The organism is Acidovorax sp. SUPP3334, from assembly GCF_030159055.1.
In the GTDB taxonomy this organism is placed as follows: Bacteria; Pseudomonadota; Gammaproteobacteria; order Burkholderiales; family Burkholderiaceae_C; genus Paracidovorax.
In genome coordinates this window covers 23,395-39,817 of record NZ_BQXQ01000004.1, presented here as the reverse complement: position 1 = coordinate 39,817, position 16,423 = coordinate 23,395, and the positions used below count along the sequence as shown (strand labels likewise).

Sequence of the window (16,423 nt, the reverse complement as noted above, 5' to 3'; positions counted from 1 at the left end):
TACGTACACCCCAGCCAGGTTAATTTCTAGAAAAAATGGGCGCTTTTGCAAAAGCTGCATTAACCGATCAAGGCATCACGGTCCCGAAACGCCTTGCGCCTTAAGCCGCGCCCGGCCCCAGCCGGTCCACCAGCCCCGCGCTGGCCTCATTCAACCCCACCACCTCCACCACCGCCCCGTGGTGCCGCAGCCGCTGCACCACCTTCTCCAGCGCGGCCACGGCCGTCACGTCCCAGAAGTGCGCGCGGGACACGTCGATGCGCACCGGGCGCCCCTCGGCCGCGAGGATGTCGAACGCGTCGATGAAGGCATCGGCCGAGGCGAAGAACACCTGGCCCGACACGCGCCAGGTGCGCAGGCCGGTGGCGGCATCGTCCTCGGCCCGCACGTCGAGCAGGCGCGCCACCTTGAACGCGAAGAACACGCCGCTCAGCACCACGCCCGCCCCCACGCCTGCGGCCAGGTTGTGCGTGGCGAGCGTCACGGCCACGGTGGCCAGCATCACGGCGCTGGACAGGCGCGGGTGGCGCACGACGGCGCCCAGCGACTTCCAGTCGAACGTCGAGGCCGACACCATCACCATGATGGCCACCAGCGCGATCACCGGCACGCGCGACACCCAGTCCTTCAGGGCCACCATCAGGATGAGCAGGAACACGCCGGCGAACAGCGTGGACAGGCGCCCGCGCCCGCCGTACTTCACGTTGCCCACGGCCTGGCCGATCATTCCGCAGCCGGCGATGCCGCCGAAGCAGCTGGCCGCGATGTTGGCCAGGCCCAGGCCCGCGCACTCGCGGTTCTTGTCGCTGGGCGTGTCGGTCATCTCGTCCACCACGGCGGCGGTGAGCACGGATTCGAGCAGCCCCACCATGGCGATCGCCAGCGCCGGCAGAGCGATGATGCGCAGCGTCTCCAGCGACACCGGCACCGCGGGCAGGCCGAACAGCGGCAGCGCATCGGGCAACCGGCCCAGGTCCGCCACGGTGGGCAGGTGCAGCCCCATGCCGGAGGCGATGAGCGTGAGCGTCACCACGCAGATCAGCGGCGACGGAATGGCGGTGAGCGCCCGCACTTTCAGCCGCTGGCCCAGCCACGGCAGCCCGTAGATGACGGCCAGCCCCAGCGCCAGCATGCCCCAGGTGGCCGCGCTGGCGCCGCGCAGGTGCGGCAGCTGCGCGGAGAAGATGAGCACGGCCAGCGCGTTGACGAAGCCCGTGCGCACCGAGCTGGAGACGAAGCGCACCAGCACGCCCATGCGCAGCAGCCCGAACGCCACCTGCACCGCCCCCGCCAGCAGCCCCGCCGCCAGCAGATAGCCCAGCCCGTGCGACTGCACGAGCGGCGCCGCCACCAGCGCCACAGAGCCCGCCGCGGCAGACACCATGGCCGGGCGCCCGCCCGCGAAGGCGATCACGATGCTGATGACGAACGAGGCGAACAGCCCCACGGAGGGATCGACACCGGCCACGAACGAAAACGCGATCACCTCGGGAATCAGCGCGAACGTGGCCACGGCACCCGCGAGCAGTTCGCGCGGAATGCTGGGCGCCCATTCGGCGCGCAGGCGCGCCAGGAAAGCAGGGGTCATGAACGGAAACGCGCGCCGAAGCGCGCGTGGGAAGAGAAAAGAAAAAAGCAAGGAGCAGTAGCGCCCGGTCAGGCCGCGGCGTCGCCCGTCAGGCGCCGCAGCACTTCTTGTACTTCTTGCCGCTGCCGCAGCTGCACGGATCGTTGCGGCCGGGCGTGTCGGCGCGGCGCACGGCTTCCACGCGCGGGCCGATGCTCTTCCAGAGCTGGCGCAGGTCGTACACGGCCCAGGTGGCTTCGCTGAACGATTCCAGGCGGCTTTCGCTCACGCTGGCTGGGCCGTCTTCGGCATACAGGTTGTGCTCGGGCTTGCCGGTGTCGTCCTCGGTCAGCACCACGATGTTTTCCAGCGCGCCATCGAGCCACTGGGCGGCGTCCTTGTCGCGCGGGGCGGCCCATTCCTCGGGCCAGTTCTCCACGGCGAACATGAAGCCGAGCGCCCAGACCTGGCCGAACGAGGGAATGTCCTGGCCGGCCATCTCGGCCCGCTCCGCCTCGGGCAGGCAGGCGACGGCGCCGCGCATGTCCATCACCTCGGGCTGGAACACCCGGTCGTCTTCCAGCGATTCCACCTCGGTGGCGAGCTGGCGGCTGACCTCGTCGAACCGCAGCGTCCACAGCTCCATGAAGCGCGCCTGCTGGGCCTCGTCCTTGAAGGCGGGCAGCAGCGGCAGCGGGACGCCCGCGCCTTCGGTCACATCGATGGGGCCGCCGTCGTCCAGCAGCATGGGCAGGTATTCGGCGGGGGGAATGGCGCGGCGCGTGCAGGCCAGCGCGGTCAGGAAGCCGTCGCAGAACTCCCACTGCGGGATCTCTTCGGCGCGCGAGCGAAGGTCGTCCAGCAGCGTGTCCAGCTCGTCGAGCGCGTCGTTGTCGAGGGCGGGATCGATGCCGGCGGATTCGGTGGCGTTGTCGTGGGAGGAATCGGTCATTGCGGGCGGCTCCAAGGGCGCGGAGGGGGGAGAAAAAGGCTTCGTTATGATGCCGCAGCCCGCGCAAGGGCCGCGAACCGGGGCTGGCGCAGGCGCGGCGCTGGGCAGGGTCGTTCCGCCAGGCCACGGCCCGGCCGCAGGCGGCGATTTTATCCGCCCGCCCCGGATCGCCGCCCCGCCCCTGCCGCCAAAGCCCGACGAAACACCATCGCGCTCCACCCAACGACATGCCGCACCACGCCGACCCTTCGCCTTCCCCCGCGGCCCCGACCGACCCGGCGGCTTTCCTGCGCGAGCACGCGGCCACCCAGGCGCCCAACGTGCAGAGCTACCGCCTGCCGGGCCAGCAGTGGTGGCTCAAGCGCGCGGGCGCCAGCCACGGCGCCGGGCGCTACCGCGCCATGGCCGTGCTGGCGCGCCTGCTGGGCCTGGCGGTATTGCGCCCGGTGCCCACGCCGGGCGGGCCCGCCGCCATCGCCATCGAGGTGCGGCGCCTGCAGGACTTCGCCGCGCGCGGCCTGCGCGCGCCCGAAGTGCTGGCGGTGCAGCACGACGCCTTCCTGATGCGGCACTTAGGAGCCCCCGACGAGGAAACCCATTCCCTGGGCAACGAGATCGACCATGCCGTGGCCGAAGGCCCAAAGGCCGTGCTGGCGCTGTGGCGCCAGGGCCTGGACGCCATTGGGCTGGTGCATGCCAGCGGCACCTGCCTGAGCCAGGCGTTCGCGCGCAACCTGGTGCGCTGCCCCGACGGCGTGGTGGGCTACGTCGATTTCGAGGACGACCCCATCACCGCGCTGCCGCTGCCCGTGTGCCATGCGCGCGACGCGCTGTGCTATGTGCAGTCCACCGCGCTGTACCTGCGCCAGGCCGGCGCGCTGGAATGGGCACGCACGCTGTGGGCCGCGTGGCTCGCCGCCCAGGGCCCGGAAGTGCGCGCGGTGCTGGCGACCACGGTGCGCCGACTGGCCTGGCTGCGCCACCTGCCGCAAAGCCGCCGCCTGGGCCGCGACCTGCAGCGCGTGCGCGCCGCCTACGACCTGCTGGCGCCCTGAACCGCCCTGTGGCACTGAGCCGCCAGTGCCGCGCGTGCCGCGCAGCGCCGCAATGCCGTTGCGCAGCGTGAGCCGGGGGCTTTTACTTCTTCATTCCTCGCTCGTCCACTCCACCTGCACGCCCAGGCTGCGCAGGTTTTCCACGAAGCGCGGGTGCGCGCGCCGGATGGGCGTGGCGTTGCGGATCTCCGAGCGCCCGTCGATGCTGGCCGCCACCATGAAGAGGGCGATGGCCACGCGGATGATGTAGGGGCTTTCCACCACCGCGGGCGTGAGCGCATTGCCGCCGAAGGTCACGATGCGGTGCGGGTCCGACGAGAACACGTGCGCGCCGAACTTCGACAGCTCGCCCGTCCAGCCCAGCGCGCCGTCGTACACCTTGTTCCAGAACATGGCGTTGCCCTGCGCCCGCACGCCCAGGGCGATGAAGATGGGCAGCAGGTCCACCGGAAAGTACGGCCACGGCGCCGCCTCCACCTTGGTGAGCACGTTGCTGGTGAAGGGCGTCTGCACCGTGAGCGGCCCCTCGCGGTGCGCGCGCGACCAGCCGTTCGCATGCTCGATGCGCACGCCGAACTTGGCGAAGGTGCGGTCGATCAGCGGAAAGTTCTCCGGCGCGCTGTTGCGCACCACCACGTCGCCGCCGGTGATGGCGCCCAGGGCGAGAAAGGTGGTGATCTCATGGAAGTCTTCATCGAAGCGGAACTCGCCGCCGCCCAGCACCGCGCCGCCGTGCACGGTGAGGCGCGAGGTGCCGATGCCGTCGATGCGCACGCCCAGCATGGCCATGAAGCGGCAGAACTCCTGCACGTGCGGCTCCGACGCGGCGTTGTTGAGCGTGGACACGCCGCTGGCCGAGGCCGCGCACAGCACGAAGTTCTCGGTGGTGGTGACCGAGGCGTAGTCGAGCCAGTGGTGCGTGGCGTGCAAAGGCCCCGCGCAGCGCACGAGCAGCGAGCCCTGCGCACGCTCCACCGCGCCGCCGAAGCTGCGGAACACCTCCACGTGCGGATCGATCTCGCGCACGCCGAGCGTGCAGCCCTTCACGTTGTCTTCGAGCCGCGCCACGCCGAAGCGCGCCAGCAGCGGCGGCACCAGCATGATGGACGAACGCATCTCCTCCGGCAGGCGGTGGGCGGCGGCATCGAAGGCGGTGTCCCGGTGGTGCAGATCCAGCGTGCCGCTGGCGTGGTCCATGCGCACGTCGCTGCCCAGCGTGCGGAAGATGTCCAGGATCTTGCGCACGTCGGTGATGTCGGGCACGCCGTGCAGCTTGAGCGGGGCCTGGGTGAGCAGCGTGGCGCACAGCACCGGCAGCACGGCGTTCTTGTTGGCGGAGGGAGTGATGCGGCCACGCAGCGGCGTGCCTCCATGCACGATGAGATTGGACATGGCGGGATGCGGGGGACGCCCGAAAAGAAAACAGCCGGCACTGTATACCCCCGCGGCGTACCGAGGCGGCACACGGCCGGTCCCCCGCGCATTCGAGCGGCCATCTCCGCATTCACCGATCGCCGGCCCACGGGTCGCGGGCGATTCCTTGGCCGGGCGTGGGCCGCGTCCGACAGGGCCGCCCACTCCCGCGCACTATCGTCCTGCAGCGCTCCCGCCTTTCTTTTTTGCCCACTGCATGTCTTCCTCCGCTTCTGCTGCAGCGCCTTCCACGGCAGCCACCCCGGCACCCGCCCCCCAGGCTTCCCGGCGCGCTCCCACTTTTTCCATCGCCGCGTGGAAGCAATTCATGAGCGTGGCCAAGCCCTACTGGCAGGGCGGCTGGGCTTCGCGGTGCCGGTGTACGCCCTCTACTACGACATGCGCGATGCGTTTTCCAACCACTGGCGCCGCTGGCTCACGCACCGGTTCCTGGACGGCTACCTGGGCGGGCGGCGCTACTACGAGCTGAACACGCAGGGCGGCATCGACAACCCCGACCAGCGCATCAGCGCATCAGCGAAGACATCAGCACCTTCACCGGCCGCTCCACGCACTTCCTGCTGATCTTCGTCGGCGCGGGCATGCAGCTGGTCGCGTTCAGCACCGTGCCGTGGTCCATCTCCAGGGTGCTCGTCGGCTTTCTGGCGGTGTACGCCCTGCTGGCCACGGTGGTGGCGCTGTATGTGTTCGGCGCGAGGCGGACTTCCGGTTCGGGTTGATGCGGCTGCGCGAGAACGCCGAATCGATCGCGTTCTACCGCGGCGAGTCGCAGGAGCGCGCGCAGCTCGACCATAGCTTTCAGGCCGTGTTCAACAACTGCGCGCGGCTCATCAAGCGCCCGCGTTCGCTCCACCTGTTCCAGCGTGCCTTCAGCCAGCTCACGGTGGTGATTCCCGCCGTCATCCTGGCCGACGCGGTGCCGTCGGGCGACATGGAGGTGGGCCGCGCCATCCAGGCCGCCGGAGCGTTCGCCGCGGTGCTGGCCGCCGTCTCGCTGATCGTGGACAACTTCGAGAGCCTGAGCCGGTTCGTGGCCGGCCTCGGCCGGCTGGACACGCTGGCCCAGGCCCTGCTGGGCGCGCCCGCGCGGCGGAAAGAGCCCGCCGAGCCCGAGGCCGTGTCCGCCGGCCGGCGGTGCTCGCGCACCACACGCACGTGCTCAATCTGCTGGGCGAAGGCCGCTGGGAACTGCTGCCGACCGAGGGCTTTCAGTTCGACGCCTGAAGGCGGTGCGTGCCAGCCGGCCGGCCGCCGAGCCAACGGCGGCAACCGTGTGCGGCTCAGGCAGCGCGCTCGGCGGGCTCCAGCACCAGCAAGGTCGCCACGTGCGCTTGTTGCGCCAGCAGGCGCTTTCGCATGCAGATGACGGCCTTGTCCTTGGACAGCAGGATGGCGCGGTGCGCCACCGCCAGGTCGATGAACTTCTGATCGTCGGCGTCCTTGCAGACCGAGGCCACGCGCGATGCCTCGGGAACCTGGCGCGTGCGGGCGTCGAAGGCCGCGAGCACCACAGCCGCGTTCAGGCCATGGAACGCCAGGCGCGGCACGATCTTCGGGTAGGCCAGCACGCGCTCCAGTTCGTCGCGCATGGCCTGCGTGGCCACCCACTGCAGCCGCCCCTGGGCGAGCAGGTCTCGCAGCGGCGCCACGGCGGGGTCGGCGAACACCAGCAGGTCCAGCACGATGTTGGTGTCCACCACCACCGCGCGCGCAGCCTCGCCGCCCGCCGCCTGCGCCGGCAGGCGCAGCTCAACCCGCATCGGGCGGGCTTTCGGCAGGCCGGGGCGGGCGCTCGCGCGCCGAGCCGCGCACCATGTCGAAGCGGAACAGGCGGCATTCGATGGGGCCGTTCCACATCGGCACGCGGCGCGACTCCTTCAGGCGCATCTTGCCGGGCAGCTTGAGGTCGGGCGTCAGCATCCAGCCCTGCCAGCCGGAAAAGTTCTTCTTCCAGTGCGTGGCGAGCTGGCTGAAGAACTCGCCGCCGTCCTCGGTCTGGGCCGTCTCGCGGCCCGCGCGCTCCACATGCCCCGCGCGCTCGGACGCACTGCGCCCGGCAGTGCCCGCAGCGGCGATGCGCTCGCCATACGGCGGGTTCAACAGCATCACGCCGGGCTGCTCGGTGGGCGGCATGCGCTGCAGGGCGTCGCCGCCGCGCAGCTCGATCGCCTGGGCCACGCCCGCGCGCTCGGCATTGCGCTGGGTGAAGTCCACCATGCGGTGCGACACGTCCGAGCCGAAAATGCCCACCGCCGCCGGTTTGATTGCCTTTTCTGCTTCATTTTTGATAGCAGACCAGACATGGGCCTGAAACGGCAGCAGTTTCTCGAACGCGAACCGCCGCTGCATCCCGGCCGGGATGTTGCAGGCCATCTGCGCGGCCTCGATCAGCACGGTGCCGCTGCCGCAGCAGGGGTCGTACAGCGGCACATCGCCCTGCGGGTCCCAGCCGGTGGCCGCGATCATGGCGGCGGCCAGCGTTTCCTTGAGGGGCGCATCGCCCTTGTCCTCGCGCCAGCCGCGCTTGAACAGCGGCTCGCCCGAGGTGTCGATGTACACCGTGGCCTCTTCGGTGGTCAGGTGCAGGTGGATGCGAACGTCGGGCCACTGGGTGTCCACGTCGGGCCGCACGCCGGTCTTGGCGCGAAAGCGGTCGGCCACCGCGTCCTTCACGCGCAGCGCGGCGAAATTCAGGCTGGTGAGCGGGCTGTGCTGGGCCGTGACGTCGATCTTGAAGCTCTGGCGCGGCGTGAACCAGATCTCCCAGGCCACCTCGCTCGCGGCGGCGTACAGATCGTTTTCGGAGCGGTAGGGCCGATGGCCCAGCTGCACCAGCACGCGCTGGGCGAGCCGGCTGTGCAGGTTGAGCAGCAGCGCATCGCGCCAGGAGGCCCGCAGCAGCACGCCACCGCGGCCGGTGAGCAGGTCCTGGCCGGTCAGGCCGGTGATGCGGTGCACCTCGTCGGCCAGAAAGCCCTCGACGCCGGCGGCGCAGGGCAGGAAAAGTTGCAGTTGATTCATAGACGGCCCCGAGGATACGCGCTGGCGGCGTCCTGGCGAGCACCCGATCGTCCCGATCCACGCCATGGACAAGCCGACCCCGGTTGACCATGCAGGACTTCGAGCTGCAGCAACATCAGGGTTTCCACCTGGCACAACCGCCGGCTTGCCATTTGTTGGGGGTCAACCAATTGTCAGAATGAACCTTTTTGTGCATCCATTTGCAAAGGCACTCCATGTTCAAAAGCCTGCGTGCGCGCCCCATCGGCATCTGCGTCGCCATCACCGTGCTCTCGCTGCTGGCCCTGGCGCTGGTGACCTTCTTCGCGGTGCGCAACGACACGCTGGCGCAACTGGACGAGCATGTCGGCGGCCTGACCCGCCTGCACGCCGACGAAGTGTCCGAATGGGTGCGCGAGAAGCAACGGATCACCTCATCCCTCAAGGTCGCCACCGAGCAGCCGGACCCGCTGCCCATGCTGCGCGCCATCAAGCAGGCCGGTGCGTTCGACCTGGTGTATTTCACCCATGCCGACAAGCGCCACATGGCGCTCACGAAGGTACCGGACGGGTATGACGGCACGTCGCGCCCCTGGTACCAGCAGGCGGCACAGGCGGGCGGCCCCGGCACCGTCGCACGCAGGCGGTGGATCGATGCGGGCGTTGGCATCGCGGTGAACCACGGGCTTGGGTGCTGGTTGCTGGTTGATTGCTTCCAGCGCGCGTTGAGCGTTTATGGCCAAAAAGGCTTCCAGCGCAATAAAATCTAGGGCATATAGCTATCAATATAGGAGCGCGCCCGCGCGTAGCGCTCAGGACGAAGGCTGCCGCTGATCGCTGCGTGCTTTTCCGACACCGCGGCAGCCCTTTTCCGCCAGCCCCGGCGCCCTGCCTGCTGCCATGATGGCGCGATGACCCCAAACCACCCGCCCCCGCCTCCCACCCCCAAAAACACGGGAGCGCTGCGCCGCACCGCCCGCGCTCCGCTCTCGCCACGCACCTGGCTGGCCCTGGCCGGCTGGCTGGCCCTCGCTTTCGTGGCCGCCGCGGTGGGCAGCGTCGCATCGGTGCAGGCGCCGCAGTTCTACGGGCAGCTGACCCAGCCGGCCTGGGCACCGCCCGCCTGGCTGTTCGGCCCGGTGTGGAGCACGCTGTACGCCATGATGGGCATCGCGGCGTGGCTCGTCTGGCGCGAGCCGGCAGGGCCCGTGCGGCGGCGCGCCCTTGGGCTGTTTTGCGTGCAATTGGCGCTGAATGCGCTGTGGAGCTGGCTGTTCTTTCAGTGGCACCAGGGCGCCTGGGCCCTGGCGGACATCGCCCTGCTGTGGTTCTGCGTGGCCGCCACGCTGGCGGCGTTCTGGCGGCTGCGACCCGTGGCGGGCGCGCTGCTGGCGCCTTACCTGGCCTGGATCACGTTCGCCGCAGCCCTGAACTTCACGGTCTGGCGGTTGAATCCGCAACTGCTGGGCTGAATGCCAGCGGCCGGTGGCGGTGGCGGTGTGGGTGTGGGTGTGGGTGTGGGTGTGGGTGTGGGTGTGGGTGTGGGTGTGGGTGTGGGTGTGGGTGTGGGAGCGCCTACAGCGCCTTGCGCAGGTTGGCCGGCGCGATCTTGAGCGCCTCGCGGTACTTGGCCACGGTGCGGCGGGCGCACTCGATGCCCTGCTCTTTCAGCATTTCGGCGATCTGGCTGTCCGACAGCGGCTTGGCCGCGCTTTCGGCCGAGACGAACTGCTTGATGAGCGCGCGCACCGCCGTGCTGGAGGCATTGCCCCCGGTTTCGGTGCCCAGGCCGGAGCCGAAGAAATACTTGAGCTCGTACGTGCCCTGCGGCGTGGCCATGTACTTGGCCGTGGTCACCCGGCTGATGGTGGATTCGTGCAGGCCCAGTTCGTCGGCGATGTCGCGCAGCACCAGCGGCCGCATGGCCAGCTCGCCGTGCACGAAGAAGTTCTTCTGCCGGTCCACGATGGCGCGCGAGACGCGCAGGATGGTGTCGAAGCGCTGCTGGATGTTCTTGATGAACCAGCGGGCCTCCTGCAGCCGCTGCTGCAGCCCCTGGTGGCCCTCGCCGCCGCGGTTGCCGCGCAGCGCGCCGGCGTAGATGTCGTGCACGCGCAGGCGCGGCATCACATCCGGGTTGAGCTGCACGCTGAAGTTCTGCTGCGTGCCGCGCCCGATCTTCTTCACGATCACGTCGGGAACGATGATGTTGCGCTCCACCTCCACGAAGGCGCGGCCGGGCCGGGGCTCCAGCCGCGCGATCAGCGCCATGGCCGCGCGGGTGCGCTCCTCGCCGCCGCCGCAGGCCTGCGCCAGGCGCCGCACATCGCGGCGCGCGAGCATCTCCAGCGGCTGCTGGCAGATGCGCAGCGCGGTCTGCACGACCTCGGGGTCGCCCTCGCCATCCTCGCGCAGCGCCTTCAGTTGCAGGGTCAGGCATTCGGCCAGGCCGCGCGCGCCCACGCCGACCGGGTCCAGGCTCTGCAGCAGGCCCAGCGCCATGGTGAAGCGGTGCACGAGTTCTTCGACCTGCTCGGTGTCTTCCTCGCCCGCCAGGCTCACGGCCAGCGACTGCAGCGACTCGTGCAGGTAGCCGTCGTCGTTGAGCGATTCGATGAGAAAGCGCAGCGCGGCGGTATCGACCTCGGACAGGCGCAGGCCCAGCGCCTGCCGGTGCAGGTAGGCGGTGAGCGATTCGTGGCTGCGCGCCAGTTCGGTGGCATCGGTCTCGTCGCCCTCGCCGGCCGTTCGCGTGCGGGCCGGCGCATCGCCGCCCCACTCGCCATCGTCGGGCGTCATCTCGACGGTGCCGTCGCCTTCCCAGTCGGGCGTGTCGGGGGTGTCCGGGCCGTCGGAACTGCCGGGCGCCTCGGCAGCACCGGACGGCTCGCCTTCGGAAGAGGCCGCTACCGCCGTCGTGGCGTCGCCGGACGCTCCTGAATAAATAGCATCTTCGGTGTGGCGGTCGTCCTCGCTCACCGGCGCATCGGCCTGCGGCAGGCCGAATTCCTCGCGCGCGGCTTCGTCTGCGGTGCGCTCCAGGAAAGGGTTTTCGTCGAGCATCTGCTCGACTTCCTGCGACAGTTCCAGCGTGGACAACTGCAGCAGCCGAATGGACTGCTGCAACTGCGGCGTCAGTGCCAGATGCTGCGAAACGCGCAGCGACAACCCAGGCTTCATCACGCCAGTGCCGCCAGGCCGCCCCGGGGCACGCCGCCCCGCGCTCGGGCCAGCGCTGTCCACACGGTGAAAAGCATGCGGGCCATGCTCACATCCTGAAATGCTCGCCGAGGTACACGCGCCGCACCTCGGCGTTGTCCACGATCTCCGAGGGCGTGCCCCGCGCCAGAACGCGTCCATCGCTGATGATGAACGCGTGGTCGCAGATGCCCAGCGTCTCGCGCACGTTGTGGTCGGTGATCAGCACGCCGATGCCGCGCGCCTTCAGGAAACCGATGATGCGCTGGATCTCGATCACGGCGATGGGGTCGATGCCGGCGAACGGCTCATCGAGCAGGATGAACCGCGGCTGCGTGGCCAGGGCCCGCGCGATTTCCACGCGGCGGCGCTCGCCGCCGGACAGGGCCAATGCGGGAGAGGCCCGCAGGTGCTCCACGCGCAGCTCCTGCAGCAGCGCCGTGAGGCGTGCCTCGATTTCGTCGCGGTTGAGCGCCTTGCCGTTCTCGTCGCGCTGCAGCTCCAGCACGGCGCGCACGTTTTCTTCCACGGTGAGCTTGCGGAAGATCGACGCTTCCTGCGGCAGGTACGACAGCCCCAGCCGCGAGCGGCGGTGGATGGGCATGTCTGCCACCGAATGGCCGTCGATGCGGATGTCGCCGCCATCGCTGCGCACCAGGCCCACGATCATGTAGAACGACGTGGTCTTGCCCGCGCCGTTGGGACCGAGCAGGCCGACGACTTCGCCCTTTTGCACGACCATCGACACGTCCTTGACGACCTTGCGGCTGCCGTAGGATTTCTCGAGGTGCTCGACCTCCAGGCGGCTGACCGGGCCGGACTCGGCCGGGGCTCCTGTGGTGGGGGTGGCCGATTCCATCACTTGGCGCCGCTGCCCAGTTCACCGCTGGGCCGAAGCGCCGGGGCGGGAGAGGTGGGCGCGGGAGCGGGCTTGCCGGGCGTTTCCTTGGGCGACAGCACGGCGCGCACGCGGCCGCCAGGGGTGGCCGCCGTGTTGCTGCCGGCCGGAGCCGACTTCTGGCCATCGACGGTGAAGACGTCGGTCAGGTTGTTGTAGATGATGAGCGCGCCGGCCATCTCGTCGGTCAGGGTGGTTTCGCGGTAGCGGCGCAACTCCGAGCGGCGGATCAGGCGCACGAGATCGGCACGGCCGTCGTACTCGATGACCTCGCCCTCGCCTTCGACGAACTCATCGGGCAAACCGGGCACCGTATCGCGTTTTTGCCGGAAGAAGGCCCGCTTGCCGGACTCGGCCGTCATGGTGCCGTACTGGAAGCCGTCGGGGTCCTGCCGCACGTCCAGCCGCGCACCGCGCAGCACGATCGTGCCCTTGGTGACCACCACGCGCCCGGTGAACACGCTGGTTTGCTTGAGCTCATCGTGCCGCAATGCGTCGGCCTCGATGTTCATGGGTTTGTTGCGGTCAGCCTTTTCGGCACGGGCGCCCCCCATGGCGAAAGCCAGGGCGGCAAGCAGGAGGATCGGTAGGAGGCGTTTTCTCATAGGGCACGAATCTTGCAAAGATTGTAGCCACCCCTTGGCGCGATCCGGGAGCGGCAAAGAAAAAGCCCGCAAAAGCGGGCTTTCGGCCAAACGCAAACCGCGGGGCTCAACCGCCCTTGGCAGCCGTCGTGGCGAGGTATTCCACCACTTGCAGCACGCCTTGCATGTTGCCGGCCATGGTGCCGTCGGTGTAGTAGCGGCCCGCCACGCCCATGGAAGGCACGCCTTCCACGCCGTAGGCTTCCTGCAGCTGGGCGGCCTTGCGCAACTGGTTGGAGACCGAGAACGAGTTGTAGGCTTCCTTGAACTTGGCCACGTCCACGCCCTGCTTGCCGATCCATTCGAAGATCAGGTCGTCCTTGTTGAGGGCCTGCTTTTCCACGTGCACGGCACGGAACACCTTGGCGTGCAGATCGCCCACCTTGCCCATGCTCTCCAGCGCGAAGTACAGCTTTTGCTGCGGGGCGAAGCTGGAGTTGAAGGCGACGGGCATGCGGCGAATCGCCAGATCCTTGGGCGCCGACTTGATCCAGGCTTCCAGCGTGGGCTCGAACGCATTGCAGTGCGGGCAGCTGTACCAGAAGAACTCGATGACCTCGATCTTGCCGGCCGGCACATCGCTGGCCACGGGCTTGGCGAGCTTGACGTAGTCCTTGCCTTCCTTGAATTGGCGGGCCTGGGCCATGGCGGGCGTCGCCAGGGGCAGCGTCAGGGCGGAAGCGGCCACGGCCGTGGCGGTGGACAGGGAAAACTCGCGGCGTTTCATGAAAAAGACACTCCTTGTTCGGTCAGAGGGTTGTGAGCGGCAGCCCGCGGGAAAAGTTCAGCGCTGTACGCGCACCAGCGCGGATTCGACGCCCGCGCCATCGAGCTTGTCCTTGAGCATTTCGGCATCGTCTCGCTTGGTGAAGGGGCCCACGCGCACCCGGAACACCGTGCGGCCGCTCTGTTCGCGCTCGCTCACGCGGGCTTCCCAGCCCAGCATGGCCAGCTTGGCGCGCTGTGCGTCCGCATCGCCCTGGGTGCGAAACGCCCCGGCCTGCACGAAGTAATCGAACGGTTCGCCCGCGGGAGCGCTGGCAGCCCTGGCCTTGGCCAGATCACCCAGCGGATCGGCCGAAGCGGCAGGCTTGCTGGCCGCGCCGCGCGGCACCGACGCCGCAGCGACGGCCGCAGGCGACGAGGCGCCGCTGGCGGGTGCCGGCGCCACACCGGCCACGGCCGGCGTCGAGCTGGCGGCCACGGGTGGGTGGGCCGGATTCTTGCCGTACAGCGGCGAATTCGGGTCCCAGTTCTTGTTCTTCTGGGATTCGGCGGCATCCTGATCGGCGCTGCGCGCACCGCCCTTGTTGAGGAACGGGACCGGCACCTTGGTCACATACACGGCCACGCCCAACGCCGCCCCCAGGCCGACGACCACCCCGAGGATGAAGCCGATGGCGGTGCCACCACGCTGCTTTTTAGTCATATCCGTAAACACTCACATTCTGGCTGGCGCCGATACGCCCAGCACGGCCAGGCCATTGTGCAATACCTGTGCGGTGGCGGCGACGAGCGCCAGGCGGGCGCGCTTGACGGCCTCGTCGTCCACCAGGATGCGCTCGGCATCGTAGTAGCTGTGGTAGCTCGCGGCCAGGTCGCGCAGGTAGAAGGTGACGTCGTGCGGCGCCTCGCCGTCGGCCGCGGCGGTGAGCATCTCGGGATACTTGGCCAGTTGCAGCATCAGCGCCTGGGCCTGCGGGCCTTCGAGCGCGGAAAGGTCCACGCCCTGGAGGGACGCCACATCGCCGCCGCCCTGCTCGGCCCAGCTGCGCAGCACCGATTGAATGCGCGCATGCGCGTACTGCACGTAGTACACCGGGTTGTCGTTGTTCTGCGCCACGGCCAGATCGACGTCGAAGGTGTATTCGGTATCGGACTTGCGGCTCAGCAGGAAAAAGCGCACGGCGTCCTTGCTGGTCCACTCGATCAGGTCGCGCAGCGTCACGTAGCTGCCGGCGCGCTTGCTGATCTTGACCTCTTCGCCGCCCTTGACCACGCGCACCATGGTGTGCAGCACGTAGTCGGGGTAGCCCTGCGGAATGCCCACGTCGGCGGCCTGCAGGCCGGCGCGCACGCGGGCGATGGTGCCGTGGTGGTCCGTCCCCTGGATGTTGACGACCTTGGTGTAGCCCCGCTCCCATTTGGAGATGTGATAGGCCACGTCGGGCACGAAGTAGGTGTAGCTGCCGTCCTGCTTGCGCATGACGCGGTCCTTGTCGTCGCCGTAGTCGGTGCTCTTGAGCCAGAGCGCGCCGCCCTGCTCGTAGGTCTTGCCGTTGGCGACCAGCCGGTTCACGGTGGCCTCGACGCGACCGCTGCTGTACAGGCTCGACTCCAGGTAGTACTCGTCGAACCTCAGGTTGAAGGCCTGCAGGTCCTTGTCCTGCTCATGGCGCAGATAGGCCACCGCGAAGTTGCGGATGGACTCCACATCGTCCACGTCGCCGCTGGCCGTGAAAGCGCGGTCGGTGGCCTGCACCGTCTTCTTCGCCAGGAAGTCGTTGGCGATGTCCTGGATGTAGTCGCCGTTGTAGAACCCCTTGCTGGCCGGGTTCTCGGGATCGGTGGGCCAGCATTCGTCACCGGGCTTGAAGCCCTTGGCGCGCAGCTGCGTGCTGTGCGTGAGCGTGTGGATCTGCACGCCCGCGTCGTTGTAGTAGTACTCGCGGTGCACGCTCCAGCCCTGCGTGGCGAAGAGGTTGCAGATGGCGTCGCCCAGCGCGGCCTGGCGGCCATGGCCCACGTGCAGCGGGCCGGTCGGGTTGGCGGAGACGAATTCCACCAGCACCTTCTGCCCGTTGCTCGGCTGCTGCCCGAAGCGCTCACCGGCGGCCAGCACTTCGCGCACCACTTCCTGCTTGGCGGCGGGTTTCAGCCGGATGTTGATGAAGCCGGGGCCGGCGATCTCCAGCGCCTCGACCCAGCGGCCGAAGGCCGGCGTGGCCAGCAGGGCCTCGCGCAGCGTTTCGGCCAGTTGCCGCGGGTTCTGCTTGGCGGCCTTGGCCAGCTGCATGGCCGCGGTGCAGGCGAAATCGCCGTGCGCGGCCACCTTGGGGGATTCAAAAGCAGCGCGCCCGGCACTGCCGGGCGACAATTTTTCCAGCTCGTCGGCGAGCGCCGCGAGCAATTCCTGTTTGACGGAGAGCATGCGGCGATTCTACGGGCCGTCCGTCATCCAAACTTTCGGCCATGACGTTATGCTGAACAGCCTCGCGGTGTGTGCGTCGACGGGGGGCTTTCTATCCACTTTGCAGGAAATACGACATGAAGAATCTGCTCTCCGTGGTGGCCGCCGCCGGCCTCGCCCTCTCCCTCGTCACGGCCCACGCGGCCGACGCGCCCGCAGCCGCCGCTTCCGCACCGGCCAAGGCGCCCACCGCCCAACAGGGCAAGATGGCCACCTGCAATGCCGATGCCAAGACCAAGGCGCTCAAGGGCGATGAACGCAAGGCCTTCATGAAGGACTGCCTCAGTGCCGACAAGCAGGCGGCCCAGCAAAGCAAGATGACGACCTGCAACGCCGACGCCAAGACCAAGGCGCTCAAGGGCGACGAACGCAAGGCCTTCATGAAGCAGTGCCTGAGCAACAAGCCCGCCGCCTGATCCGGCACCCGGCCCGCCCTTTCGCCCCAAAGCCCCGCACGCGGGGCTTTTTCGCTGGGGCCGCGCCGT

General features: G+C 68.9%; 18 protein-coding genes and 1 pseudogene. 7 read left to right on the top strand and 12 right to left on the bottom strand.

Translation table 11 applies throughout. The annotated features are described in order from the left end of the window. Nucleotides 1-100: 100 nt before the first annotated feature. Together AVHM3334_RS02815 and AVHM3334_RS02810 are read right to left on the bottom strand one after the other, a co-directional pair. Entirely contained in the window at nucleotides 101-1,588 is a 1,488-nt protein-coding gene (locus AVHM3334_RS02815) for a SulP family inorganic anion transporter (protein WP_284409475.1), read from the bottom strand. Between the two features lie 88 nt (nucleotides 1,589-1,676). Beyond that, nucleotides 1,677-2,519 carry a UPF0149 family protein gene (locus AVHM3334_RS02810; RefSeq protein WP_284409473.1) on the bottom strand — a complete coding sequence of 281 codons (843 nt, stop codon included), beginning with the start codon at nucleotides 2,517-2,519 and terminating at the stop codon, nucleotides 1,677-1,679. Between the two features lie 227 nt (nucleotides 2,520-2,746). Between AVHM3334_RS02810 and AVHM3334_RS02805 the strand changes: the two genes are divergently transcribed. Next, nucleotides 2,747-3,574 carry a BUD32 family EKC/KEOPS complex subunit gene (locus AVHM3334_RS02805; protein WP_284409471.1) on the top strand — a complete coding sequence of 276 codons (828 nt, stop codon included), beginning with the start codon at nucleotides 2,747-2,749 and terminating at the stop codon, nucleotides 3,572-3,574. A 90-nt stretch (nucleotides 3,575-3,664) separates the two neighbouring features. Here AVHM3334_RS02805 and AVHM3334_RS02800 read toward each other — a convergent pair whose 3' ends face one another. Continuing rightward, the gene (locus AVHM3334_RS02800) at nucleotides 3,665-4,966 is read right to left on the bottom strand and encodes a UDP-N-acetylglucosamine 1-carboxyvinyltransferase (RefSeq protein ID WP_284409469.1); all 1,302 of its coding nucleotides are present in this window, start codon (nucleotides 4,964-4,966) and stop codon (nucleotides 3,665-3,667) included. Nucleotides 4,967-5,302: 336 nt separating this feature from the next. Between AVHM3334_RS02800 and AVHM3334_RS02795 the strand changes: the two genes are divergently transcribed. The 3 genes and pseudogenes from AVHM3334_RS02795 to AVHM3334_RS02785 all read left to right on the top strand — a co-directional run. After that, entirely contained in the window at nucleotides 5,303-5,572 is a 270-nt protein-coding gene (locus AVHM3334_RS02795; RefSeq protein WP_284409467.1) for a hypothetical protein, read from the top strand. A 17-nt stretch (nucleotides 5,573-5,589) separates the two neighbouring features. Continuing rightward, entirely contained in the window at nucleotides 5,590-5,727 is a 138-nt protein-coding gene (locus AVHM3334_RS02790) for a hypothetical protein (protein ID WP_284409465.1), read from the top strand. Beyond that, nucleotides 5,727-5,858, top strand: a pseudogene (locus AVHM3334_RS02785) (hypothetical protein); the annotation flags it as partial. The gene AVHM3334_RS02790 and the pseudogene AVHM3334_RS02785, both read left to right, overlap by 1 nt. Here the strand turns inward: AVHM3334_RS02785 and AVHM3334_RS02780 are convergent. The 3 genes from AVHM3334_RS02780 to AVHM3334_RS02770 all read right to left on the bottom strand — a co-directional run bounded on the left by AVHM3334_RS02780 (nucleotide 5,807) and on the right by AVHM3334_RS02770 (nucleotide 8,029). Further along, the gene (locus AVHM3334_RS02780; protein ID WP_284409694.1) at nucleotides 5,807-6,016 is read right to left on the bottom strand and encodes a hypothetical protein; all 210 of its coding nucleotides are present in this window, start codon (nucleotides 6,014-6,016) and stop codon (nucleotides 5,807-5,809) included. The pseudogene AVHM3334_RS02785 and the gene AVHM3334_RS02780 overlap by 52 nt on opposite strands. 272 nt (nucleotides 6,017-6,288) lie before the next feature. Then, a complete protein-coding gene (locus AVHM3334_RS02775; protein ID WP_284409463.1) occupies nucleotides 6,289-6,768 on the bottom strand; it encodes a putative toxin-antitoxin system toxin component, PIN family in 480 nt (159 codons plus the stop codon). Continuing rightward, nucleotides 6,758-8,029, bottom strand: coding sequence for a THUMP domain-containing class I SAM-dependent RNA methyltransferase (locus AVHM3334_RS02770; protein WP_284409462.1), 1,272 nt, complete (start codon nucleotides 8,027-8,029; stop codon nucleotides 6,758-6,760). Before AVHM3334_RS02770 ends, AVHM3334_RS02775 begins: the two co-directional genes overlap by 11 nt. A 215-nt stretch (nucleotides 8,030-8,244) precedes the next feature. Here AVHM3334_RS02770 and AVHM3334_RS02765 point away from each other — a divergent pair, with 215 nt between their 5' ends. Continuing rightward, the gene (locus AVHM3334_RS02765) at nucleotides 8,245-8,778 is read left to right on the top strand and encodes a hypothetical protein (RefSeq protein ID WP_284409460.1); all 534 of its coding nucleotides are present in this window, start codon (nucleotides 8,245-8,247) and stop codon (nucleotides 8,776-8,778) included. A gap of 141 nt (nucleotides 8,779-8,919) precedes the next feature. Beyond that, nucleotides 8,920-9,480, top strand: coding sequence for a TspO/MBR family protein (locus AVHM3334_RS02760; protein WP_284409458.1), 561 nt, complete (start codon nucleotides 8,920-8,922; stop codon nucleotides 9,478-9,480). 103 nt (nucleotides 9,481-9,583) lie between these two features. Here the strand turns inward: AVHM3334_RS02760 and AVHM3334_RS02755 are convergent, their stop codons facing one another. From AVHM3334_RS02755 to argS, 6 genes are all read right to left on the bottom strand, one after another. Further along, nucleotides 9,584-11,188, bottom strand: a complete 1,605-nt coding sequence (locus tag AVHM3334_RS02755; protein ID WP_284409456.1) for an RNA polymerase factor sigma-54 — start codon at nucleotides 11,186-11,188, stop codon at nucleotides 9,584-9,586. Nucleotides 11,189-11,276: 88 nt separating this feature from the next. Then, nucleotides 11,277-12,065, bottom strand: a complete 789-nt coding sequence (gene lptB / locus AVHM3334_RS02750) for an LPS export ABC transporter ATP-binding protein (protein ID WP_284409454.1) — start codon at nucleotides 12,063-12,065, stop codon at nucleotides 11,277-11,279. Then, nucleotides 12,065-12,709 (bottom strand): lipopolysaccharide transport periplasmic protein LptA, encoded by a 645-nt coding sequence (gene lptA / locus AVHM3334_RS02745; protein WP_284409449.1) that lies wholly within the window; start codon nucleotides 12,707-12,709, stop codon nucleotides 12,065-12,067. The genes lptB and lptA overlap by 1 nt, the downstream gene beginning before the upstream one ends. A gap of 106 nt (nucleotides 12,710-12,815) precedes the next feature. After that, nucleotides 12,816-13,475: a thiol:disulfide interchange protein DsbA/DsbL gene (locus AVHM3334_RS02740; protein WP_284409447.1), complete on the bottom strand. Its 660-nt coding sequence runs from the start codon at nucleotides 13,473-13,475 to the stop codon at nucleotides 12,816-12,818. Between the two features lie 57 nt (nucleotides 13,476-13,532). After that, entirely contained in the window at nucleotides 13,533-14,177 is a 645-nt protein-coding gene (locus AVHM3334_RS02735; protein WP_284409446.1) for an SPOR domain-containing protein, read from the bottom strand. 12 nt (nucleotides 14,178-14,189) lie between these two features. After that, entirely contained in the window at nucleotides 14,190-15,899 is a 1,710-nt protein-coding gene (gene argS / locus AVHM3334_RS02730; protein WP_284409445.1) for an arginine--tRNA ligase, read from the bottom strand. Nucleotides 15,900-16,015: 116 nt separating this feature from the next. On the opposite strand from argS, the gene AVHM3334_RS02725 reads away from it, so the two are divergent. Continuing rightward, a complete protein-coding gene (locus tag AVHM3334_RS02725) occupies nucleotides 16,016-16,354 on the top strand; it encodes a PsiF family protein (RefSeq protein WP_284409444.1) in 339 nt (112 codons plus the stop codon). Nucleotides 16,355-16,423: the final 69 nt, after the last annotated feature.

Coding starts and splice junctions, on each gene's coding strand:
- AVHM3334_RS02815 (WP_284409475.1), bottom strand. CDS start 1,588: ATGACCCCTGCTTTCCTGGCGCGCCTGCGCGCCGAATGGGCGCCCAGC.
- AVHM3334_RS02810 (WP_284409473.1), bottom strand. CDS start 2,519: ATGACCGATTCCTCCCACGACAACGCCACCGAATCCGCCGGCATCGAT.
- AVHM3334_RS02805 (WP_284409471.1), top strand. CDS start 2,747: ATGCCGCACCACGCCGACCCTTCGCCTTCCCCCGCGGCCCCGACCGAC.
- AVHM3334_RS02800 (WP_284409469.1), bottom strand. CDS start 4,966: ATGTCCAATCTCATCGTGCATGGAGGCACGCCGCTGCGTGGCCGCATC.
- AVHM3334_RS02790 (WP_284409465.1), top strand. CDS start 5,590: ATGCAGCTGGTCGCGTTCAGCACCGTGCCGTGGTCCATCTCCAGGGTG.
- AVHM3334_RS02775 (WP_284409463.1), bottom strand. CDS start 6,768: ATGCGGGTTGAGCTGCGCCTGCCGGCGCAGGCGGCGGGCGGCGAGGCT.
- AVHM3334_RS02770 (WP_284409462.1), bottom strand. CDS start 8,029: ATGAATCAACTGCAACTTTTCCTGCCCTGCGCCGCCGGCGTCGAGGGC.
- AVHM3334_RS02765 (WP_284409460.1), top strand. CDS start 8,245: ATGTTCAAAAGCCTGCGTGCGCGCCCCATCGGCATCTGCGTCGCCATC.
- AVHM3334_RS02760 (WP_284409458.1), top strand. CDS start 8,920: ATGACCCCAAACCACCCGCCCCCGCCTCCCACCCCCAAAAACACGGGA.
- AVHM3334_RS02755 (WP_284409456.1), bottom strand. CDS start 11,188: ATGAAGCCTGGGTTGTCGCTGCGCGTTTCGCAGCATCTGGCACTGACG.
- lptB (WP_284409454.1), bottom strand. CDS start 12,065: ATGGAATCGGCCACCCCCACCACAGGAGCCCCGGCCGAGTCCGGCCCG.
- lptA (WP_284409449.1), bottom strand. CDS start 12,709: ATGAGAAAACGCCTCCTACCGATCCTCCTGCTTGCCGCCCTGGCTTTC.
- AVHM3334_RS02740 (WP_284409447.1), bottom strand. CDS start 13,475: ATGAAACGCCGCGAGTTTTCCCTGTCCACCGCCACGGCCGTGGCCGCT.
- AVHM3334_RS02735 (WP_284409446.1), bottom strand. CDS start 14,177: ATGACTAAAAAGCAGCGTGGTGGCACCGCCATCGGCTTCATCCTCGGG.
- argS (WP_284409445.1), bottom strand. CDS start 15,899: ATGCTCTCCGTCAAACAGGAATTGCTCGCGGCGCTCGCCGACGAGCTG.
- AVHM3334_RS02725 (WP_284409444.1), top strand. CDS start 16,016: ATGAAGAATCTGCTCTCCGTGGTGGCCGCCGCCGGCCTCGCCCTCTCC.